19 protein-coding genes are annotated in these 20,638 nt (G+C 72.6%); 4 read left to right on the top strand and 15 right to left on the bottom strand.

Features of this window, described 5'->3' with window-relative positions:
• Positions 1-30 precede the first annotated feature (30 nt).
• Together ACFYXC_RS17900 and ACFYXC_RS17895 are read left to right on the top strand one after the other, a co-directional pair.
• Positions 31-762, top strand: coding sequence for a GntR family transcriptional regulator (locus ACFYXC_RS17900; protein WP_388912205.1), 732 nt, complete (start codon positions 31-33; stop codon positions 760-762).
• A gap of 173 nt (positions 763-935) precedes the next feature.
• Positions 936-1,586 (top strand): hypothetical protein, encoded by a 651-nt coding sequence (locus tag ACFYXC_RS17895; protein WP_388912002.1) that lies wholly within the window; start codon positions 936-938, stop codon positions 1,584-1,586.
• 73 nt (positions 1,587-1,659) lie between these two features.
• Here ACFYXC_RS17895 and ACFYXC_RS17890 read toward each other — a convergent pair whose 3' ends face one another.
• Together ACFYXC_RS17890 and ACFYXC_RS17885 are read right to left on the bottom strand one after the other, a co-directional pair.
• Positions 1,660-1,950 carry a hypothetical protein gene (locus ACFYXC_RS17890; RefSeq protein ID WP_388912005.1) on the bottom strand — a complete coding sequence of 97 codons (291 nt, stop codon included), beginning with the start codon at positions 1,948-1,950 and terminating at the stop codon, positions 1,660-1,662.
• A gap of 143 nt (positions 1,951-2,093) precedes the next feature.
• Positions 2,094-3,380, bottom strand: coding sequence for an adenylosuccinate synthase (locus ACFYXC_RS17885; RefSeq protein ID WP_389552463.1), 1,287 nt, complete (start codon positions 3,378-3,380; stop codon positions 2,094-2,096).
• A 199-nt stretch (positions 3,381-3,579) separates the two neighbouring features.
• On the opposite strand from ACFYXC_RS17885, the gene ACFYXC_RS17880 reads away from it, so the two are divergent.
• Positions 3,580-4,485, top strand: a complete 906-nt coding sequence (locus ACFYXC_RS17880; RefSeq protein WP_389552460.1) for a diacylglycerol kinase — start codon at positions 3,580-3,582, stop codon at positions 4,483-4,485.
• Positions 4,486-4,996: 511 nt separating this feature from the next.
• On the opposite strand, the gene ACFYXC_RS17875 is transcribed toward ACFYXC_RS17880, so the two are convergent.
• The 4 genes from ACFYXC_RS17875 to ACFYXC_RS17860 form a co-directional block, all read right to left on the bottom strand.
• Positions 4,997-6,223 (bottom strand): cytochrome P450, encoded by a 1,227-nt coding sequence (locus ACFYXC_RS17875; RefSeq protein WP_389552457.1) that lies wholly within the window; start codon positions 6,221-6,223, stop codon positions 4,997-4,999.
• Positions 6,224-6,332: 109 nt separating this feature from the next.
• Positions 6,333-6,998 carry a response regulator gene (locus tag ACFYXC_RS17870; protein WP_388912017.1) on the bottom strand — a complete coding sequence of 222 codons (666 nt, stop codon included), beginning with the start codon at positions 6,996-6,998 and terminating at the stop codon, positions 6,333-6,335.
• Entirely contained in the window at positions 6,995-8,341 is a 1,347-nt protein-coding gene (locus ACFYXC_RS17865; RefSeq protein WP_389552454.1) for a sensor histidine kinase, read from the bottom strand. Before ACFYXC_RS17865 ends, ACFYXC_RS17870 begins: the two co-directional genes overlap by 4 nt.
• Positions 8,342-8,471: 130 nt before the next feature.
• Positions 8,472-9,338: an alpha/beta hydrolase family protein gene (locus ACFYXC_RS17860; protein ID WP_389552451.1), complete on the bottom strand. Its 867-nt coding sequence runs from the start codon at positions 9,336-9,338 to the stop codon at positions 8,472-8,474.
• Between the two features lie 279 nt (positions 9,339-9,617).
• On the opposite strand from ACFYXC_RS17860, the gene ACFYXC_RS17855 reads away from it, so the two are divergent.
• The gene (locus tag ACFYXC_RS17855; RefSeq protein ID WP_389552448.1) at positions 9,618-10,274 is read left to right on the top strand and encodes a TetR/AcrR family transcriptional regulator; all 657 of its coding nucleotides are present in this window, start codon (positions 9,618-9,620) and stop codon (positions 10,272-10,274) included.
• A 180-nt stretch (positions 10,275-10,454) separates the two neighbouring features.
• Here ACFYXC_RS17855 and kynU read toward each other — a convergent pair whose 3' ends face one another.
• From kynU to ACFYXC_RS17810, 9 genes are all read right to left on the bottom strand, one after another.
• Positions 10,455-11,732 (bottom strand): kynureninase, encoded by a 1,278-nt coding sequence (kynU, locus tag ACFYXC_RS17850; RefSeq protein WP_389552445.1) that lies wholly within the window; start codon positions 11,730-11,732, stop codon positions 10,455-10,457.
• Positions 11,725-12,654, bottom strand: coding sequence for a tryptophan 2,3-dioxygenase family protein (locus ACFYXC_RS17845; protein ID WP_388912035.1), 930 nt, complete (start codon positions 12,652-12,654; stop codon positions 11,725-11,727). The genes kynU and ACFYXC_RS17845 overlap by 8 nt, the downstream gene beginning before the upstream one ends.
• Positions 12,655-12,815: 161 nt before the next feature.
• Complete coding sequence (locus ACFYXC_RS17840) at positions 12,816-13,229, bottom strand: DUF3151 domain-containing protein (RefSeq protein WP_389552442.1); 414 nt, start codon at positions 13,227-13,229, stop codon at positions 12,816-12,818.
• A 336-nt stretch (positions 13,230-13,565) separates the two neighbouring features.
• Positions 13,566-15,071: an MFS transporter gene (locus ACFYXC_RS17835; RefSeq protein ID WP_389552439.1), complete on the bottom strand. Its 1,506-nt coding sequence runs from the start codon at positions 15,069-15,071 to the stop codon at positions 13,566-13,568.
• Positions 15,072-15,167: 96 nt separating this feature from the next.
• Positions 15,168-16,190, bottom strand: coding sequence for a class II fructose-bisphosphate aldolase (fbaA, locus tag ACFYXC_RS17830; protein WP_388912044.1), 1,023 nt, complete (start codon positions 16,188-16,190; stop codon positions 15,168-15,170).
• A gap of 145 nt (positions 16,191-16,335) precedes the next feature.
• The gene (pyrE, locus tag ACFYXC_RS17825; RefSeq protein WP_389552436.1) at positions 16,336-16,887 is read right to left on the bottom strand and encodes an orotate phosphoribosyltransferase; all 552 of its coding nucleotides are present in this window, start codon (positions 16,885-16,887) and stop codon (positions 16,336-16,338) included.
• Positions 16,888-16,897: 10 nt separating this feature from the next.
• Positions 16,898-17,701 carry an aldose 1-epimerase gene (locus ACFYXC_RS17820; protein WP_388912050.1) on the bottom strand — a complete coding sequence of 268 codons (804 nt, stop codon included), beginning with the start codon at positions 17,699-17,701 and terminating at the stop codon, positions 16,898-16,900.
• A 325-nt stretch (positions 17,702-18,026) separates the two neighbouring features.
• The gene (locus ACFYXC_RS17815) at positions 18,027-18,812 is read right to left on the bottom strand and encodes an SRPBCC domain-containing protein (RefSeq protein ID WP_389552431.1); all 786 of its coding nucleotides are present in this window, start codon (positions 18,810-18,812) and stop codon (positions 18,027-18,029) included.
• 89 nt (positions 18,813-18,901) lie between these two features.
• Positions 18,902-20,497 carry a polyamine aminopropyltransferase gene (locus ACFYXC_RS17810; RefSeq protein ID WP_389552428.1) on the bottom strand — a complete coding sequence of 532 codons (1,596 nt, stop codon included), beginning with the start codon at positions 20,495-20,497 and terminating at the stop codon, positions 18,902-18,904.
• Between the last annotated feature and the right edge of the window lie 141 nt (positions 20,498-20,638).

Genomic DNA, 20,638 nt, shown 5'->3' with positions numbered 1-20,638 from the left:
TACGTATTCGATCGGGGAAGGGAACCGACGATGCCCGGCACCGGCAGCGGCAATGGCGCCGTGACCCGCAGCACCCTGCGGCAGCAGATCGCGGACGCGCTCCGCGACGAGGTGCTGGCCGGGCGCCTCCAGCCGGGCAAGGAGTTCACGGTCAAGGAGATCGCCGAGCAGTACGGCGTCTCCGCGACCCCCGTCCGCGAGGCCCTGGTCGATCTGTCGGCCCAGGGCCTCCTGGACGCGGACCAGCACCGCGGGTTCCGCGTCCACGAGTACTCGCTGAACGACTACCGGGGCATGATCGAGGCCCGCACCCTGGTCACCGAGAGCATCTTCCACGGGCTGCTGGACGCCACGGCCACCACCACCCGGGGTGCCCGCGCCGCGCTCGCCACCCGCGCCGACGACCCGCGCACCGCCGGGGCGCTCGCCGGGGTGCGCCGCCGCGGCGAGGAGGCGCAGCGGGCCGCCACCGCCGGCGACCTGAACATCCTCATCGGTTACGACCTGCGTTTCTGGCGCGAGCTCAGCGGTCTGTTCGGCAATGCCTACCTCGCCGACTTCCTGCACCGGCTGCGCGTCCAGTCCTGGGTGTGCGCGGTCCAGCACCTGCGCCGGATCGAGGATCTGCGGGGTCATCTGTGGGCCGAGCACACGGATCTCGTGGACGCCCTCACGCGCCGGGACGCCACGACCGCGCACGAGATCGTCGCGGCGTACAACGCGCACTCGCTGGCGCTGATCGATCTGCTGGCGCAGCACTGATCCCGGCTGCCGGCGGGCCGGCCCCGCGACCGGTCCCGTAAGCGGACCGGTGACCAGCCCGGTGGCCGGCCCGCTGACCGGCCGCTCACCCGTGCTCGTCCGCACGAGGGGGGACGACCGTGCTCCCACCCATTACGCTGCCTTGACCACCGTGCTGAACGAGGAGCTCTCAGTTGGCCTGTGACCTGTGGCTGGTCCCGCTCGTCGACGTGTTGTGCCACACCCCCGACAACCCCTTCGCCGAGGAACTCGCGCTCTACGACAAGGTGCTCGGCGAGGCCGGACTCCCGCCGGTACCGGTGTACGCGTACATGCCGGGGCTCTCCGGCGACGTGGCGCCGGTCGCGGGCTTCGACTACGACGCGCTGCACTTCCTGCGCCGCGCGTACCTGTTGCAGGTGTGCCAGCTGCCGGTGACGCCGGTCGGCGAACTGGGCGGCGACTACGAGCAACTGCTGGAGATGTTCGACTCGACGGCCCAGCAGTCCCACCTGGTCTGGCACTACGACCACGCGGGCGCGTACGTCCCGGTGGACTTCCCGCACCCGCTGTCGAGCGACGAACTCCTCGCGGGGGGCGGCCCGCTGGGCTCCTCCCAGGCTCTGCTGCGCGAGCTGGAGTTCGTCGCGCCGTCGATCGGCATCGACCCCGGCAACCCGCCGGTCCCGCCCCAACCCCCCGTGGCACCCACGGAGTTGGAGGAGCCGGCCGCCCCCGCCCCGTTCGACGCCAGCCCGTTCGCCCGCGAACGGCACGTCTGGCTGGGCCTGCACGCGGCGGCGACCCGGAGCCTGGCGCAGGGCTCGATGATCATCTTCAGCTAGGGCGCCGGACGCCGGTCGCCTCGGACGGGGCCGACGGGACCGCCCGTCGGCCTCTCCGGCTGCACCGGCTTCCTCAGCGGAGCTGGGACAGGCCCTTCTGGAGGTCCTCGGCATTCATGACCGGGGCGACCTCGACCTCCGCACCGAACTGGGTGAAGAACGGTTCACCGGCGGACGGCAGCTCGGAGCTGTCCTTCATGTCGAGGAACACGAGGGCGGTACGCCGGCCGCCCAGCGGGCCGAAGTACGCCGCCTCCGGTTCGAGGTGGTCCAGAGCCTCCTTCATCAGCTCCGGCATCTTGCCGCTCCGGATCGCCTCGTTCGCCTTCTCCGTGTCCAGGGTGGCCTTCAGCAGGACGCGCATCGCACTCACCTTCTCCTGATCTCGCGGATCCACGCGCACGCGTACGGATTCAGGATATGCCCGTTATGTCCACCCGGACAGGGTGCGCACGACGCCCCCGGCCGATCGAGGCCGGCCGGGGGCGCGCGGGTTCTGCAACCGTCCTACCGGAGGAACGAGTTGATCTCGATCGTCTCGTCGCGGCCCGGGCCCACGCCGATGGCGGAGATCGGGGCGCCGGACATGTCCTCCAGCGCCTTCACGTACGCCTGGGCGTTCTTCGGGAGGTCCGCGAAGGTCTTGGCCTTCGTGATGTCCTCCGACCAGCCGGGCAGCGTCTCGTAGACCGGCTTCGCGTGATGGAAGTCGCTCTGCGAGTACGGCAGCTCCTCGACCCGCCTGCCGTCGATCTCGTAGGCGACGCAGACCGGGATCTCCTCCCAGCCGGTGAGGACGTCGAGCTTGGTGAGGAAGAAGTCGGTCAGGCCGTTGACGCGCGTCGCGTAGCGGGCGATGACCGCGTCGAACCAGCCGCAGCGACGGTCACGGCCGGTGGTGACACCGCGCTCGTGGCCGATGCGGCGCAACGCCTCGCCGTCCTCGTCGAACAGCTCGGTCGGGAACGGACCCGCGCCGACCCGGGTCGTGTACGCCTTCAGGATGCCGATGACCCGGCTGATCTTCGTCGGGCCCACGCCCGCGCCCGTGCAGGCGCCCCCCGCGGTGGGGTTCGACGACGTCACGAAGGGGTACGTGCCGTGATCGATGTCCAGCAGCGTGCCCTGGCCGCCCTCGAAGAGGACCACCTTGTCGTCGTCGAGCGCCTTGTTGAGCACCAGGACGGTGTCGGCGACGTACGGGCGCAGCTTCTCCGCGTAGGTCAGCAGTTCCTCGACGACCTGGTCGGTCTCGATGGCGCGGCGGTTGAAGACCTTGGTGAGGAGCTGGTTCTTGCCGTCGAGGGCCGCCTCGACCTTCTGCGTCAGGATCGACTCGTCGTACAGGTCCTGGACGCGGATACCGACGCGGTTGATCTTGTCGGCGTAGGTCGGGCCGATGCCCCGGCCGGTGGTGCCGATCTTCCGCTTGCCGAGGAAGCGTTCCGTCACCTTGTCCACCGTCACGTTGTACGGCGTGATGATGTGCGCGTTTCCGCTGATGAGGAGCTTGGACGTGTCGACGCCTCGCTCGTTCAGTCCGTTCAGCTCGGAGAACAGGACCGACGGGTCGACAACGACTCCGTTACCGATGACCGGGGTGCACCCCGGCGAGAGGATTCCGGAAGGGAGGAGGTGGAGGGCGTACTTCTGATCGCCCACGACCACCGTGTGGCCGGCGTTGTTGCCGCCTTGGTAGCGCACCACATAGTCCACGGAACCACCGAGCAGGTCGGTGGCCTTTCCCTTGCCTTCGTCACCCCACTGAGCACCGAGCAGCACAAGTGCGGGCACGCGCGTACACCCCTTCCGGGTGGGGCATGTCCAAGGTCGGGGACGTACGCGACCGCTTCTGGTATGGCTGCGTACGTCGGCGACCATCTTTGGCCGCGCCCGTCGGACCGGATGCCCCGGAATAGACGAAGCCCCTGGCGCAATCGCGCAAGGGGCTCTTGCACAAAGATGCTACCCGAGGAAGCGAGGCAAGACCGAGGTGGCGACTTCCGACCAGCTCCTGGTGGTCATCGACCCGGTCGCCCGTCACGGTGACGGTGAGGCGGTACGGATCGCGAAAGACGTGCTCAGCGCGGGTGCGACGACGAAAGTGTGCCTCCCCGACGGACCCGAGGAATTCGCCCGGGCGCTGGCCCGGCGCGGGTCGCGGCGGCCCGTCGTGATCGGGGACGACCGGGCGCTGCTGCGTGCCGTGTCGCTCCTGCACCGGCGGCGCGAGCTGGCCGGATGCGCGCTGTCCCTGGTGCCGGTGGGCGTGGGTGACGGGTCCGTGTCGCTCGCGCGGGCCCTCGGGGTGCCCATGGGTGCCGTCGCGGCGGCCAGGGCCGTGCTCGACGGGTCCGAGCGGCGGCTCGACCTGCTGGTGGACGACAGTGACGGGGTGGTGCTCGGCGCGCTGCGGATTCCGCCGACGGGTGGCGCCGACGGTCACGGAGCCCATGGGGCCGGTGGAGCTGGTGGGGCGGGTGGAGCGGGTGGGTCCGGTTCGGCGGGAGAGGCCGGTGCGCAGCACCAGCCTCACTGGCTGCGCACCTGCCAGTCGCTCGTCCGTACGCTCGCCGCGCGTCCCGCCCGGGGGACGACGCCCTCCGCGCCCGGGCCCGCGCGGTTGCGGATCGAGGTGGACGGTCGCACCCTCGTCGATCTGGACCAGCCCGTGACGGCGGTGTCGATCACCACGGGAGACGGTGGTGGCGGGGCACGGGTGGAGGTCCGGCCCGCGTCCGTCGGGGCGTCGGCCGCGCCGATGGAGGCGGTGGCCCGGACGATCACCGTGTCCGGGGCGGACTTCCGGTACCGCGCGGACGCGGTGGTGGGAGGGCCTGTGCGGACGCGGACGTGGGTGGTACGGGAGGGGGCGTGGGGGCTCACCTTGCCGGGGTAGCCCGGCAGGGTGAGCCCCCGGGGCAGGGTGAGCCCCCGGGGCAGGGGAGGCACCGGGGGGCAGGGGAGGCACCGGGGGGCAGGGGAGGCACCGGGGGGCAGGGGAGGCGCCGGAGCTCGGAGAGCCCTCAGAGCTCGGGGAACCTCCGGAGCTCGAAGAGCCCCCAGAGCTCGGAGAACCCCCAGAGCTCGGGAACCCCCCAGAGCTCGGGAACCCCCCAGAGCTCGGAGAGCCCCCCAGAGCTTGGGAACCCCCCAGAGCTCGGAGAGCCCTCAGAGCATGGGAACCCCCCGGAGCTCGGAGAGCCCTCAGAGCATGGAGCCCCCAGGGCAAGGGGGGAGCCCCAGGGCAAGGGGAACCCCCAGGGCAGGGGGAGCTTCCAGGGCATGGGGCCCTCAGAGCATGGGGCCCTCAGAGCATGGGGGCCCTCAGGGCATGGGAGGCGCCGGCCCGGGGTGGCGCCGTGCACGTCGCCTCCGCCCGTCGTCTTCGGCACCGGCACGGCGGGCCGTCAGAGCTCGACCAGGAGTTCCTCCAAGCCCCGGATCACGAAGTTCGGGGTGCGTCCGGGCTCGGCCGCGAGGCGGAGTGCCGGTGCCTGGTCCAGCAGGGCCCGCATGGACGCCGCGAGCTCGATGCGGGCGAGCGGCGCACCGATGCAGTAGTGGATGCCCGCGCTGAAGGAGATGTGCGGGTTCTCGGCGCGGGACAGGTCCAGCGTCTCCGGTTCGGCGAACACCGCCGGGTCGTGGTTGGCGGACCCGAACAGCAGCGCCACCTCGCTGCCCCGCGGGATCACCGTCCCGTCGACCTCGATCTCGTCCAGCACCCACCGCTCGAACAACTGCAGCGGGGTGTCGTACCGCATCAGCTCCTCCACGGCCGTGGGCACCAGGCCCCGGTCCGCTCGCAGCGCCGCCAGTTGTTCCGGGTGCCGGAACAGCGCCCACCACCCGTTCACCGTGGCGTTGACCGTCGCCTCGTGGCCCGCGTTCAGCAGCAGGACACACGTCGAGATCATCTCCTGCTCGCTGAGCCGTTCCCCCTCGTCGTACGCCGCGATCAGTCCCGAGATCAGGTCGTCGCCGGGCTCCCTGCGCCGTACGGCGATCAGCTCGCGCAGGAACTCGGTGAACTCCACCGACGCCCGTACCGCCCTGCGCGCGGTCTCCGGCGACGGGCTCAGCTCGTACATTCCGCAGATGTCCGCCGACCAGGGCCGCAGCTGGGCCCGCTCGGACTCCGGGATGCCCAGCATCTCGGCGATCACCGCCACCGGGAGGGGTTCGGCGACGACCCTCAGGAGGTCGCCGCCGCCCGCCGCGACGAGGTCGCCGACCAGGTCGGCCGCCAGGCGGTCCACGTACGGCCGCAGCCGCTCGACCGTCCTCGGGGTGAACGCCTTCGACACCAGGCGTCTGATCCTCGTGTGGTCCGGGGGCTCCAGGTCGAGCATGCCGTGGTCGTTCAGCACGTGGAACGGTTCGTGTTCGGGTGGGGGTGCGGTGCGGCCGAAGTCCTCGTGGGTGAAGCGGTGCTGGTAGGTCCGGCCCAGGCGGCGGTCTCTCAGCAGGGCCGACACGTCCGCGTGGTGGGGGACCAGCCACTGGTTGGTGGGCTCGTAGTAGTGCGCCCTTCCGTGTGCGCGGAGGTCCGCGTACGCGGGGTACGGGTTTGCCACGAAGGTGTGGTCCCAGGGGTCGAAGGACTTCGGGGGGCTGGGGTTGGTGGCTGCCATGTCCGGACGCTAGCCGGGGTGTCCCGGTCTGACCAGGGTCGTTCTTGAGGCGCGGGTCCGCTTCGGCTGGGCGCGCAGTTCCCCGCGCCCCTAAAAACGGGGTGGGAGGTCAGGACGGGGTTACCAGTCTGGCTTCGTAGGCGAAGACTGCTGCCTGGGTTCGGTCTCTCAGGCCGAGTTTCACCAGGATGCGGCTCACGTGGGTCTTGATGGTGGACTCGGCGACCACCAAGCGGGTGGCTATCTCCGCGTTCGACAGGCCCTGGGCGATCAGGACCAGCACCTCCGTCTCGCGGTCCGTCAGGTCCCCGTAGGCCGCGTGCGCGGTGGGTGACAGGCGGGGCTCCTCGGACAGCTTCGAGAACTCCGTGATCAGCCGCTTCGTCACCGAGGGGGCCAGCAGCGCCTCACCGGCCGCCACCACCCGCACCCCGTCCGCGAGCTGCCGGGCCGAGGCATCCTTCAGGAGGAACCCGGACGCCCCGGCGCGCAGCGCCTGGTACACGTACTCGTCGAGGTCGAACGTCGTCAGCACGAGCACCTTCGCCGCGCCGTCCGCCGCCACGATCGCGCGCGTCGCCTCGATGCCGTTCATCTCGGGCATTCGGATGTCCATCAGGACGACGTCCGGAGCGAGCTCCCTGACCCGGTCGACCGCCTCCCGGCCGTTGACCGCCTCGCCGACGACCTCGATGTCCGGCATCGCGCCGAGCAGCACCGAGAACCCTTCGCGGACCATCATCTGGTCGTCGGCGATCAGCACCCGAATGGTCATGCCTGGTCCTCCGCCGCCGCGGCCGCCGTGACCGGCAGGAAGACCGCGACCTCGTAGCCCCCGTCGTCCGTCGCCTCCGCCGTCATCTCCCCGTCCAGCATCGACACCCTCTCCCGCATGCCCGTGATGCCGTGCCCGGCCCCCGGTGACGGCTTGACCAGCCCGGTCGCCGGACCGTTCACGATCCGCAGCCCGAGCCCGCCGAGCACATAGCTGACCTCCACCTTGGCCGAGGCGCCGGGCGCGTGGCGCAGGCTGTTGCTCAGCGCCTCCTGGACGATCCGGTAGGCGGACAGCTCCACGCCCTGCGGCAGCTCCCGCACCGCGCCGGTGACCGTCCTGTCCACCTGGAGGCCGGCGTCACGCACGTTCTCCAGGAGGCGGTCCAGGTCCGCGAGCCTGGGCTGCGGGGCGTCCGGGGCCTCGTAGTCCTCGGCCCGTACGACACCGAGGACCCGGCGCAGCTCGGAGAGCGCGATGACCGCGTTCTCCCTGATCACCTTGAAGGCGTACTCCAGCTCCGGCGGCGGGTTCTCCACGCGGTAGGGCGCGGCCTCCGCCTGGATGGCGACCACCGACATGTGATGGGCGACCACGTCGTGCAGCTCACGGGCGATGGTCGTGCGCTCCTCCAGCAGGGTGCGCTTGGAGCGCTCGTGCGCGGTCACCGTCTGCTGCGCGGTCACCTCCTGCGCGGCCTCGCGGCGTACGTGCCACACCGTGACGACCAGCAGGGCCAGCGCGCTCACGAACAGGAACGGCATCGTGTTCGTGAAGTAGACGCCGCTCCCGAAGAGGACCTCCGCGAAGAGGCCGTACACCGCGGTCAGCGCCCACATCCACGCCGCCGTGCGCGGTCTGGTCCGCATCGCCACGACGGTCAGCACGATCAGGTGGGTCGCGAAGGCGCCGGGCCGCCAGGGCCAGTCGCCGCCCCCGTCGCTGCCGAACAGCGCCACCACCGGTGTCAGCGCCAGGGAGAGCCAGAAGGCGCCGACCGGCCTGAGCAGGGTCAGCGAGATCGTGCCCAGCGCCAGCAGGCCGGTCAGGAACTGCGTCAGATCGCCGCCGCCGTTGCCCGCGAGGGAGATGAGGAACGCCATCGTCCCGGCCAGCACCACCAGGGCGTGCGGAAGGCGGGTGGCCCGCTCGCGCAGCCGCGGCGGCAGCTGTCGGAGGACGAGGCCGTCCGTACGCCTCCTCGGCAGCGGGCGAACGGCGAAGGCGTCGTGGAACAGGTCCTGCCGCAGCCCCTGCGACACGTCCATCGCCATCTGGAACTCGGGGCTGCGCGGCCGGCCGCCGCCCGGCGGCGTCGTCTGTATCTGGGTCGTCTCGGTCACGTACGAACCGTAGGCGCAGGCGGGGCCGGCGGTCGTCACCTGTGAGAAGGGTCCCTCGGCCTCCCTCTCAGGTACTACGGGTCGCCCGGGACCGGGCTCGGCCGTGCCGCACCGGCAGGTCCCCGCCCGGCTACCAGGCCAGCTGTGCGATCTCCTCCGCCACCACCGCGCACGCGTCCGCCGCCGGGTCGATCAGCGGGAAGTGGCCCACGTCCTCCAGGAGCGTCAGCCCCACCACCTCGCCGGCCTTCGCCGCCGCGTCCGCGTACGCCTCGGCGACCTCCTGCGGCACGACGGCGTCGTTCCTGCCCTGCACCAGCGTCGTGGCGATCCCCGTCGGGAGCAGCAGGGCCGGGTCGGCGTACGGCTGCCGCTCCGTGAACCTCGCCTCGCCGCCGAGCAGTTGGCGGGCGGCTCCGAGACAGACGTTCAGCTTCTCCGCGACCGTGAAGTCGGCGATCGGGGCGAGTGCCACCACCCCGCGCAGCGGGGCGGGCCGGTCCAGGAACCAGGGTGCGTCGGCCGGCAGCAGATGACGGGCGGCGGCCCAGAGGGCGAGCTGGCCGCCCGCCGAGTGACCGGTGACCACCGTGCGGCGCGCGTCGGCCGCCGGGAGGGCCTCGCGTACGAGTCCGGGCATCGCGTCGAGCGCGGCCGCGACGTCGTCGAAGGTCTCGGGCCAGCGCCCCGCGAGGGGGCCCGTCCCGCCCTGCGCGGGAATCGTGCCGCCGCGCCGGTACTCGACGTTGGCGACGGCGAAGCCGCGCCTGGCCAGGAAGTCCGCGAACGGGGTGATGTGCCGGCGGTCGTACGGGGCCCGCCAGGCGCCGCCGTGCAGGACGACGACGAGCGGGGCCGACTCCTCGCCGCCGCGCGGCGCGTAGAAGTCGACCACCTGGTCGGGGTGGTCGCCGTACGCGGCGGTGGCGTCGGGGTCGACGGGCGGATGCGAGAAGGCCGACTCCCTCTCCGCGGCGTCGCGGGCGTCGTCCGGCATGCTCCAACCTCTCAGCGGTGCGGTGTGCGTTCCCCGGGGCCTCGTCGAGCTGTGGGATCCCTCGGGGGTCCATCAAGGGTCCATCGGGTTCGTTTGCCCTGGGGTTCCCGGTCAACGTGCACCGGGGCGCGGGTCGTTGGCGGGACGGTATCAGGCCGGTGACGTGCGTCTACACGCGGTCGTCACGCGTGGACGGAGGTTAACGGTTCTGTTGTCTCGTTACGCTGGGCGGGCCGGCCGCACGCCGCACGCCGCCCCATGTTCGCGAAGGAGCCCCTCATGACCGCCGACCCCGGTTCCGAGCCCGGCCCCGGCCCCGGCCCCGAGCCGGAGCCGGAGCCGGGCAGCGTCCGGCCCGGCGGGCGTACCGCCCGGGTGCGTGCGGCCGTCCTGCGGGCCGCCGGGGACGTGCTGGCCGAACAGGGGTTCGCCCATCTCGACCTGGCCGACGTGGCCCGGCGGGCGGAGGTCGGCAGAACGACCGTGTACCGGCGCTGGGGGTCGGTCACCGGACTCGTCGCCGATCTGCTCGGCGACATGGCCGAGCAGTCGCTGCCCCGGACCGAGACGGGGTCCGTGCTCGGCGATCTGCGCGCCAACGCCGCGCTGGTACGGCGTACGCTGGCCGATCCCCGGCAGGGCGCCCTGTTCCGGGCCGTCATCGCCGCCGCCGCTTGTGACGAGCGGACCGCGACGGCCCTCCGGCGGTTCTACGACGTGCGGGTCGCCGAGTGGGCGCCGTGTGTCGAACAGGCGGTTGCCCGGGGGGAGTTGCCCGCAGGGACGGATGCCGGGGAGGTGGTGCGGGCGGTTTCCGCTCCGCTGTACTACGCGTGGCTGACCGCGGGGGTCGCACCCGACGTGGCCGCGGCCGAGCGGGCCGCGGCGGCGGCGGTCGCCGCGGCGCGGAGCGGGGTGTTCGTCGTCGGGGGGTGACCCCCTCCGGCGCCGGGTTTTCCGCCCCCGAACCCCCGGTGCGCAGTTCCCCGCGCCCCTAGGTACCTAGGGGCGCGGGGAACTGCGCGGGAGCGCGCAGCGCGACAGGGGGTCTGGGGGCGCAGCCCCCAGAAGGGACGGGAAGGGCAGGGGCGGCGGGGGCGAGAAACGCCCGGGCCGTCAGAGCAGCCGCGCCAGCACCCCCGCCGCCCGCTCCACGTCCCCGAACCCCACGTACAGCGGGGTGAAGCCGAAGCGGAGGACATCCGGCTCCCGGAAGTCGCCGACCACCCCGCGCTCGATCAGGCGCCGCATCACCTGCCCCGCCCCCGCGCACCGCAGAGCGACCTGGCTGCCGCGTTCCGCGTGGGCGGACGGAGTCACCGACTCCACGGCGCCCTCCGGCACGTAGGCGTCCACGCACTCCAGGAAGAAGTCCGTCAACGCCAGGGACTTGGCGCGGACCGCCTCGATGGAGACGTCGTCCCAGACCTCCAGGGCCGCCTCCAGGGCGAGCATGGAGAGGATGTCGGGCGTGCCGACACGGCCCCGGAGGGCACCGGGCGCCGGGGTGTAGTCCGGGGTCATGCCGAAGGGGTCGGCGTGGGAGTTCCAGCCCGGCAGCGGGGAGTCGAAGCGGTGCTGGTGCTCCCGGCGGACGTAGAGGTAGGCCGGTGAACCCGGGCCGCCGTTCAGGTACTTGTACGTGCAGCCGACCGCCAGGTCCACGCCGTGTTCGTCGAGGCCGACCGGCAGGGCGCCCGCGCTGTGGCAGAGGTCCCAGACCGACACGGCTCCCGCCGCGTGGACCGCCGACGTCAGGGACGGCAGGTCGTACAGGCGGCCCGTGCGGTAGTCGACGTGGTTCAGCAGTACCGCCGCCGTACGTTCGCTCAGGGCGTCCGGCACCTCGTCCGGCGCCACCGGGCGCAGCGTGCAGCCCGTGAGGCGGGCCGCCGACGCGGCGATGTAGCCGTCCGTGGGGAACGTCGTCGCGTCGACCAGGATCTCGTCCCGGGCCGCACCACGCGCACCCCCGCCCTCACCCTCGCCCCCGCCGGCCAGGCGCACCGCGCCCACGACCGCCTTGAACACGTTCACGCTGGTCGAGTCGCCCACGACGATCTGGCCCGCCGCCGCGCCCACCAGCGGAGCGATCCGGTCGCCGATCCGCTCCGGCGCCGTCCACCAGCCGCTCTCGTCCCAGGACCGGATCCGCAGCGCACCCCACTGCCGGCGTACGACGTCCTCGACCCGTCCGGGCACCGAGCGTGGCAGCGCGCCCAGCGAGTTCCCGTCCAGGTACACCGCGTCGTCCAGGACGAACTGCGCGCGCAGCCCGGCCAGTTCGTCGGCGGCGTCGAGTTCCGCCGCCCTGCGCGCGAACGATCCGCCGTACGGCTCGGACGACACCTCGGACGGCACCTGGGGCAACACCTCGGACAACGGCTCAGACATGGGACCGTGCCGTCCACAGCTCGGGGAAGACGTTCTTGCGGGCCCGCTTCTCCAGCCAGGCCACGCCCGCCGAGCCGCCCGTGCCCGTCTTGGAGCCCATCGCGCGGCGGGTGGCCACGAGGTGGTCGTTGCGCCAGCGCCACACGAGTTCGGCGACGTCGGTCAACGCCTCGCCGAGCCGGGCGAGTTCGGCGCTCTCGTCACCGGCGTACAGGTCGGTCCACACGGTCTCGACCTCCGGCGACGGCTCGTAGCGCCGCGACACGTCCCGCTGGACGACCGACGCCGGAATCGCGTGCCCGCGCCGCGCGAGGAGCCGCAGGACCTCGTCGTAGAGGCTCGGCTCGTGCAGGGCCTTCTCCAGCTCGGCGTGGACACGGGGCGCGCCGCGGTGCGGCACGAGCATGGACGCGGACTTGTCGCCGAGCAGGAACTCCATCCGCCGGTACATCGCCGACTGGAACCCGGAACCCTCACCGAGGGCGCTGCGGTACGAGTTGAACTGGGCCGGAGTGAGCTGGCCGAGGGGCTTCCAGGAGGCGTTGAGCGCCTCCAGCTCCCGTACCGACCGCTTCAGGGCCGCCACGGCCACCGGCACCCGGTCCTCGCGCAGCGCCTTCGCCGCGGTCTCCCACTCGTGCACGATGACGGTGAACCACAGCTCCATGACCTGGGTGGTCACCAGGAAGACCATCTCTCCGGGGTCGTCGGAGAGGGTGTGCTGGAGGTGGGTCAGGACGTCCGCCTGGACGTAGTCCTCGTACGGGGTCGTCCCCTGGAAGTCGAGATGCGGGGTCTCGGGCTCCGAAGCCGCCTCGTGCGCCGCGGTCGCTTCCGGAGCCGCGTTCGCCTCAGGGGCTGCGTTCGCCTCGGGGACCGCGTTCGCCTCGGGCGCTTCGTGGGGCTGAGCCTGTTGGGACATCGCTGTCTCCTGCTGTACTCCGGGTAGCGGTCCGCCCCTGCCGAATTCCGACACGGGGGCCCCGGTCCCCAACCGGCATCCTCCACAATCGTGCCCCAGAACCGCAAGGTCCGCCTGGTCACACCAGGCGGACCTGCCCGTACGCGGCACGGACCGTGGGGCTAGCCCAGGGTCCGGGCGGCGGTCTCGGAGGAGTCCTTCAGGAACTGCGAGCAGCGCTCGTACTCCTCCTGCTCGCCGATCGCCTGCGCGGCGCGGGCGAGGCCGTGCAGGGCGCGCAGGAAGCCGCGGTTCGGCTCGTGCTCCCACGGCACCGGGCCGTGCCCCTTCCAGCCGCCCCGCCGCAGGGAGTCGAGACCCCGGTGGTAGCCGGTACGGGCGTAGGCGTACGACTCGACGACACTGCCGCGCTCGTACGCCTCGTCGGCCAGCTGGGCCCAGGCGAGCGAGGAGGTGGGGTACTTCGCGGCGACATCGGCGGGCGCCGTGCCGTTCGCGAGGAGCTCGCGCGGCTCCGGGTCGTCGGGCAGGTGGGTCGGGGGCGGTCCCCCGAGGAGGTTCTCGTGAATGGCCATGGGTTCCAGTCTGCGGTATCCGCTGCCGCGGGGGTGGGCGGTGGGGGGTTTCTCCGAAAAGGGGCGGCGGAGTTTTGGGCGGGGGGTGTTGCTGCGTGGCGCTGGCTGCGGGTGCTCGCAGCTTCGCGGCGCCCGCGTGCCTGCGCGCCTGCGCGCCTGCGCGCCTGATGAGCGTCGTCGGGTGCCGGTCGATCGTGGTTGTTCGCGCCGTTCCCCGCGCCCCTGACGGGGCCCGCCCCGGAACGTCGTCGGGTGCCGGTCCGGTGTGGTTGCTCGCGCCGTTCCCCGCGCCCCTTACGGGGCCGCCCTGCCTGCGCGGGGACCGCGGGGGCTAGTTCAGGTGGTCGTGGAGCGGGGTGGTTCCAGGGGTGGGGATGTCACGGCTGCGTGGGTGTGGCACTCCGGGCGCAGGCAGCCCGGCGGTGGCTTGCGTACCGTCGTGAAGGCGATCAGCGCGCCCACGACGAGGACGCCTGCACAGAGCGGCATCGCCCGCCGGAACGCCGCGTCGAACGCGTCCGCCGAGCGGTACGCCTCCTCCCCCATCCCGGCGAGCAGCGGCAGCGCGGCCACCGCGACGAGGCCGGCGGCGCGGGCGGCGGCGTTGTTGATGCCGCTGGCGAGCCCCGCCCGGCCGGTGTCCACGGAGGCCAGCACCGTCGCGGTGAGGGGCGCCACCAGCGTCACCATGCCGACGCCGAGCACCAGGACGGCGGGCAGGACGTCGGCCACGTACGACGCGTCCTCCCCCACCCGCAGCATCAGCAACATCCCGGCCGCGCACAGCAGCGGGCCCGCGGTGAGCGGGATGCGCGGGCCCAGGCGCTCGCTCAGCTCGCCCGAGCGGGCCGACAGCAGCAGCATCAGGACCGTCGTCGGCAGCAGGGCCGTCCCCGCACCGAGGGCCGTGTAACCGGCCACGACCTGGAGCTGGACCGCGGAGAGGAAGAAGAACCCGCCGAAGGCCGCGTACACACACACCGTCACGAGGTTGACCACCGTGAACTGGCGTGACGCGAAGATGTCGAGCGGCATCATCGGGTCGGCCCGCCGCCGCTCCACGGCGAGGAACGCGGCGCCCGCCGCGACACCGGCGGCCGCCGTCACGGCGACGACGGGCACCGAGCCGGCGGGCGCCTCGATGAGGGCGTACGTCACCAGGGCGAGCGCCAGCGCGCCGAGGGCGGCGCCGAGCACGTCGAAGCCGCGCCCGTGCACCCGGCCGTCCTTCGACTCCGGTACGTGGCGCAGGGCGATCGGGGCACAGAGCAGTGCGAGCGGCACGTTCAGGAGGAACACCCAGCGCCAGCCGGGGCCGTCCACCAGCCAGCCGCCCAGGAAGGGGCCCACCGCCGCGCCGATGCCGCCGAAACCCGACCACAGGCCGACGGCTCTCGCCCGGTCGTCCGGGTGGAACGACGCCTGGATGAGGGCCAGCGAGCCGGGGGTGAGCAGCGCGCCGCCGACCCCCTGCAGGGCGCGGGCCGCGACCAGCACGCCCGCGTTCGGCGCCAGTCCGCACAACAGGGACGCCGCCGCGAACCAGACCACGCCGACGACGAACACCTTGCGGCGCCCGAAGCGGTCACCGAGGGAGCCGCCCAGCAGGATGAGGCCGGCCAGGGTCAGCATGTAGGCGTTGACGGTCCACTGCAGGCCGGCCAGGTCCGCGTCGAGGTCGCGGCCGATCGTCGGCAGCGCGACGTTCACCACGGTGGAGTCCAGCATCGCCATGCTCGATCCGAGCACGGTGGTCAGCAGGATCCACTTCCCCGCGGGGGAGGACATCCTGACGGCCGGCGACTGCGCGGACGCCGGAGACTCCTGTGGTGGGACAGCCATGCTCCGGATGATACGGACATACGGCGGGGCCCGGTCCTCCCTGTGGACAACCGGACCCCGCCGCCGAGAACGCCGCTGAAAACGCCTGCGCGACGCCTACTTGATCTTCGTACCCGTGGAGCGCAGGTTGCCGCACGCCTCGGTGACGCGCGCGGCCATCGAGCCCTCGGCGAGCTTGCCCCAGGTGCGGGGGTCGTACGTCTTCTTGTTGCCGACCTCGCCGTCGACCTTCAGGACGCCGTCGTAGTTGCGGAACATGTGGTCGGCGACCGGGCGCGTGAACGCGTACTGCGTGTCCGTGTCGATGTTCATCTTCACGACGCCGTTCTCCAGGGCCGTGCGGATCTCGTCCTCCGTGGAACCGGAGCCGCCATGGAAGACGAAGTCGAACGGGGACGGCTTGCCGTACTTCGCCGCCACACCCTCGTTCAGCTCCTTCAGGAGCTCGGGGCGCAGGACGACGTTGCCCGGCTTGTAGACGCCGTGCACGTTGCCGAAGGACGCGGCCAGCAGGTAGCGGCCCTTCTCGCCCAGGCCCAGGGCCTCGACGGTACGGATCGCGTCGTCGACCGTGGTGTAGAGGGAGTCGTTGATCTCGTGCGAGACGCCGTCCTCCTCGCCACCGGTCGGGGTGATCTCCACCTCAAGGATGATCTTCGCGGCGGCGGCGCGGGCCAGCAGTTCCTGGGCGATGGTCAGGTTGTCGGCGAGGGTCTCCGCGGAGCCGTCCCACATGTGGGACTGGAACAGCGGGTTCCGACCGGCCTTGACGCGCTCCTCGGAGACCGCGATCAGCGGACGCACGTACCCGTCGAGCTTGTCCTTCGGGCAGTGGTCCGTGTGCAGCGCGACGGTGATGTCGTACTTCTTGGCGACGATGTGCGCGAACTCGGCCAGGGCCACCGCGCCGGTGACCATGTCCTTGTTGTGCTGGCCGCCCAGGAACTCCGCACCGCCGGTGGAGATCTGGATGATGCCGTCGCTCTCGGCCTCCGCGAAGCCGCGGAGCGCAGCGTGCAGGGTCTGCGTCGAGGTCACGTTGATGGCCGGGTAGGCGAACTTGCCTGCCTTCGCCCGGTCGAGCATCTCGTTGTAGACCTCGGGGGTTGCGATGGGCATCTGTCCGCTCCTTGTATGTGCGGGTGGCGTTCTGCTTACGGCCCTGACCTGGCCCTGACCTAGGGGGCGACGTCATCGTCGGCCCCATCTTCCCAGACGTCGCCGGATGCTCCGGCCCCGGACCGGAACCGGCTTCAGGACCCGGTCAGGCGAGGCCCAGCTCGTCCTTGGAGTACGCGAAGAGGTACGGGACGCCGGCGCCCTGCTGGATCTTCTCCGCGGCGCCGGTGGCGCGGTCGACGATGGTCGCGACGCCCACGACCTCCGCGCCGGCCTCGCGCACCGCCTCGACGGCGGTGAGCGGGGAGCCGCCCGTGGTGGAGGTGTCCTCGACGACGAGCACGCGGCGGCCGGCGATGTCCGGGCCCTCGACCCTGCGCTGCAGGCCGTGCGCCTTCGCCTCCTTGCGGACGACGAACGCGTCGAGGCGCCGGCCGCGCGCGCGTGCGGCGTGCAGCATGGCCGCGGCCACCGGGTCGGCGCCCATGGTGAGGCCGCCGACCGCGTCGAAGTCCAGGTCCGCCGTCAGGTCGAGCAGTACCTGGCCGACCAGCGGGGCGGCCTCGCCGTCCAGGGTGATCCGCCGCAGGTCGACGTAGTAGTCGGCCTCCAGACCGGAGGAGAGGGTCACCTTGCCGTGCACCACGGCCTTGTCCTTGATCTGCTGCAGCAGCTCGCCGCGCACGTCGTCGCTCATGGGGGTCAGCTTAGAGGCGGCGCCAGGTCCAGGTGGTCGCGGCTTCGAGGGGTTCGATGGGGGTGACCAGGCGGGGTGCGGTGTTGAGGCCGTTCGGCGGGCCGGTCTGCGGTTCGACGCACACGGCGGCCTCCTGCTCGTCGTACACGACGACCCACTGCTCGCGGCTGGCCACGTTCAGCTCCAGCCGGCCGGGCCAGGTGAGGGTGACGTCGACGCCGTCGGGCATGCCGAAGCAGTCGTCCCAGGGGCTCGGGAGCGGGTCGATGCGGCGGCCGGTGGGCAGGTGGTCGTCGCCGCGCTCCTCCTGCCAGGCGGCGGTGAAGTCGACGCGCACGTCCTGGGCGCCCTCGCCGCCGAGGGTGCGGTTGAACCAGGGGTGCCAGCCGATCTGCGCCGGGAAGCTCTCCTCGTACGTCTCCACCGACATGGTGAGCGTCAGGGAGTCCTCGGTCAGCGTGACGGCCTGGGTGACGCGGCCCGCGTACGGCCAGGGGTCGGTGAGGTCGTACGTGATGACGGCCTCGTCGGCGCTTCGGCGGGCCGTGCGCCAGGTGGCGTCGCGGGCGGTGCCGTGGATGGCGTGCGGTGGGGAGTTGAGGGGGAGTTGGTGGGGGGTGGCGCCGTTCAGGAAGCGGCCGTCCCTGGTGCGGCCGCACCACGGGACCATGGGGAAGCAGCCGAACTTGGGGCCCTGGCGGAGCAGTTCGGCTCCGCCGATCCTCAGTCCGCCGATGCGGCCGCCGTTGCCGGGCTGGACGATTGCTTCCACGTCGCCGTTGCCGGCGGTCAGCGTGATGTCTTCGCTACTCACACGGTCGACCCTACGGGTTGTCGCCCCGCTTCCGCTCCACACCACCCACCTACGGCCCGCCTGTAGCTGAGCGCGCAGTTCCCCGCGCCCCTAAAAACGCTCGTCGCCTGCGGGCCGCACGTGGCTGAGCGCGCAGTTCCCCGCGCCCCTAAGGGCGCTTCTCCGCCGGGGGGCAGGTCTTTTAGGGGCGCGGGGAACTGCGCGAGCAACCCCCACCACCCGCAGGCGAAAGACCACCCGGGCCCGGGGCCCTCCAGGGGCGCGGGGAACTTCGCGGGCAACCCCACCACCCGCAGGCAGAAACCGCTCGGCCCCGCGCCAGCGGTCAGTGGCGTTTGCGGAGGGCCCGGCCCACCACGATCGCCGAGGCCAGGGCGAAGGCCGCCGCGGGCGCCGCCCAGCGCAGAGCCGCCCCGGTGCCCCCGGAGTCCGGCGCCGGCACGGGGGCGTACCGGCCACGCGGCGGCGCATGGTCGACCTCCTCCGCGCTGCGCCCGATCATCGTGCGCCGCGCGTGCGCCGCCTCGGCCGGCGCCCCCGGCGGCGACGTGCCGTCGTCCTCGAAGCCGCCCGCGAAATCCCCTTCCGAGAACGGCATCGGCCCGGACTCGGACTCCTCCGGCGTCGGCAGCGGCTCCGGAGCGGGAGACGGAGCCGGCTCCGGCGTCGGGCCCGGCTCCGACACCGGCGCCGGGTCCGACGCCAGATGCTCCGCGAACCGCGTCAGCAGCCGCGTCGTCGCCGCCGTCACCTCGTCCCGCGGCAGGTCGGCGATCCGCCCGTCCGCCGAGGCCGTACCGGAGAAGGTGACGGTCGAGCCGCCCTCCGCAGCCCGGAGGGTGAGGACCAGGGCGAGCTTCGCCGAGCCGGATCCCCGGGCCTCCGTGGCGTCGGCCGCGAGCGCGTACGAGCCGTCGTCCCGCGCGGCGACACCGAGCGTGCCGCGGTACGTGATGGAGTGCCCGCCGACGCGTACCTTCAGGCGGCCCGAGACGGGCGCCGTCCCCGCGTCCTGCTGGAGACCGGGCAGCGCCCGGGCCACCCGCGCGGGATCGTCGAGAGCCTCGCGCAGACGCTCGACGGGAACCGGAACGAACACCTCATGCTCCATGTCGGCCGAGCCTACCCAGCACCGCGCGCACCGCACCCGTACATGCGGAGGATTCCTCCTCATCCGCACGCGGACGGAGGCACCCGGACTCAGTCGGCGTACCTCGGGTGCACGAGCGTCGAGGGCTGCAGCTTCCCGGGCCGGGTGCGCTCCGCGGCCCGCGCGGCCGCCTGGAGGGACGGAACGCGTGGCGCACCGGCCGCCGCCCCGGTCCCGAGGCGCGGCCGCGAACGTGCGGCCAGCACGTACCCCCAGTCCTGCGGGACCCGCGCCCCGCCGACCACGTACGGCACGGTCCACAGCCCGGCCGCCCGTACCGTCGCGTCGACGGTCCAGAAGGCCCGCGGCCGTGCCGCCACGGGCCCGGCGTGCACGACGAGCCGGCCGCCGTCGGCCAGCACCCTGCGGGCGAGCCCGTAGAACTCCAGCGAGTACAGCTTCGTACTGGCCGTGTTCCGCGGGTCCGGCAGGTCGGACACCACGACGTCGTACGTGTCCAGCGGGGCCCGCCGCAGCCAGCCGAACGCGTCCGCGGCGACGACACGCACCCGCGGATCCCGGTACGCGTCGCTGTTCAGCGCGGACAGCGCCGGATCGGTGCGCGCCAACTCCACCAGTTGCGTGTCGAGTTCGACGACGTCGACGCGGCGTACGTCCGGGTGGCGCAGCACCTCGCGCACGGCGAGCCCGTCGCCGCCGCCGAGGACGAGCACGCGCGCGTGGTGCCCGGTCATCGCGGGGTGGACGAGCGCCGCGTGGTAGCGGCGCTCGTCGCTGCCGCTGACCCTGAGCTGTCCGTCGAGGTAGAGGCCGAGCCGGCGGCCGTCCGTGCCGCCGGTGAGGACGATGGTCTGGACGTCGGTGTGCATCGCCACCCGTACGTCCCTGCCGTACATCGCGTGCCGCGCGGACCGCTCGAAGTCGTCGACGAGGACGGCGGCCGAGGCGAGCAGAGCGAGCACGAGGAGGTTGGCGACGACGAGCAGCCGGCGGCCGCGCCGGGTCAGGTCCTGCCGGAACAGGCCGAGGACGAGGGCGCCGCCCGCGATCGCGTTGACCGTGCCGGTGATCAGCGTCGCCGTCAACTGGCCGAGCAGGGGCAGGAGGAGGAAGGGGAACGCGAGTCCGCCGGCCAGGGCGCCCACGTAGTCCGCGGCGAACAGGTCGGCCACCGCGCCGCCCGCGTCCTGTCTGCGCACGCGCTGGATCAGCTCCATCAGCAGGGGGACCTCGGCGCCGATGAGCAGACCGATGGCGAGGGAGAAGGCGACGAGGAGGTAACTGGAGCCGCCGGCCCAGGCGCCGCCCCAGTCGCCGGTCCAGGCGAAGACGGCGTACAGCGCCATCGCGCTGCAGCCGCCGACCAGGGCGAGCAGCGCCTCGACGGCACCGAAGCCGGCCGCGGCGCGACAGCGCAGCCTCTTGGCGAGGAGCGAGCCGATGCCCATCGCGAAGACCATCACGGACAGGACGACGGACGCCTGGGTGACGGAGTCGCCGAGCAAGTACGAGGCGAGGGCGACCAGTTCGAGTTCGTACACGAGTCCGCAGGCCGCGCAGACGAACACGCCGGTGAGCACGAGGAACCGCCCTATGGCGGGCCTGACCGGCAGCGGCGCCGGGCCCGGCGCGCTGCGGGGCGGCGGGGCCGTACCGGGCGGGGCGGGGACGTGCGGCTCGATCACTCAGGGAACGCTACGTCACCGCTCCACTGCGTCACGTCACCCACACGTGTGTAGCTACCGTCTCCCGCGCATACTTCCGCCGGATTGAGGACGGTCACCGCACCTACCTGTCCTAGAGCCGCCAGAACCTCCGGGGTCACC

The organism is Streptomyces sp. NPDC002701 (assembly GCF_042889045.1).
GTDB lineage: Bacteria > Actinomycetota > Actinomycetes > Streptomycetales > Streptomycetaceae > Streptomyces.
This window is presented reverse-complemented; position numbering and strand designations above follow the sequence as displayed.

Bases quoted from the DNA above. Each gene is read 5' to 3' on its own strand.
- ACFYXC_RS17900 (WP_388912205.1), top strand. From the start codon at position 31: ATGCCCGGCACCGGCAGCGGCAATGGCGCCGTGACCCGCAGCACCCTG.
- ACFYXC_RS17890 (WP_388912005.1), bottom strand. From the start codon at position 1,950: ATGCGCGTCCTGCTGAAGGCCACCCTGGACACGGAGAAGGCGAACGAG.
- ACFYXC_RS17875 (WP_389552457.1), bottom strand. From the start codon at position 6,223: ATGGCAGCCACCAACCCCAGCCCCCCGAAGTCCTTCGACCCCTGGGAC.
- ACFYXC_RS17870 (WP_388912017.1), bottom strand. From the start codon at position 6,998: ATGACCATTCGGGTGCTGATCGCCGACGACCAGATGATGGTCCGCGAA.
- ACFYXC_RS17860 (WP_389552451.1), bottom strand. From the start codon at position 9,338: ATGCCGGACGACGCCCGCGACGCCGCGGAGAGGGAGTCGGCCTTCTCG.
- ACFYXC_RS17855 (WP_389552448.1), top strand. From the start codon at position 9,618: ATGACCGCCGACCCCGGTTCCGAGCCCGGCCCCGGCCCCGGCCCCGAG.
- kynU (WP_389552445.1), bottom strand. From the start codon at position 11,732: ATGTCTGAGCCGTTGTCCGAGGTGTTGCCCCAGGTGCCGTCCGAGGTG.
- ACFYXC_RS17845 (WP_388912035.1), bottom strand. From the start codon at position 12,654: ATGTCCCAACAGGCTCAGCCCCACGAAGCGCCCGAGGCGAACGCGGTC.
- ACFYXC_RS17840 (WP_389552442.1), bottom strand. From the start codon at position 13,229: ATGGCCATTCACGAGAACCTCCTCGGGGGACCGCCCCCGACCCACCTG.
- ACFYXC_RS17835 (WP_389552439.1), bottom strand. From the start codon at position 15,071: ATGGCTGTCCCACCACAGGAGTCTCCGGCGTCCGCGCAGTCGCCGGCC.
- fbaA (WP_388912044.1), bottom strand. From the start codon at position 16,190: ATGCCCATCGCAACCCCCGAGGTCTACAACGAGATGCTCGACCGGGCG.
- pyrE (WP_389552436.1), bottom strand. From the start codon at position 16,887: ATGAGCGACGACGTGCGCGGCGAGCTGCTGCAGCAGATCAAGGACAAG.
- ACFYXC_RS17815 (WP_389552431.1), bottom strand. From the start codon at position 18,812: ATGGAGCATGAGGTGTTCGTTCCGGTTCCCGTCGAGCGTCTGCGCGAG.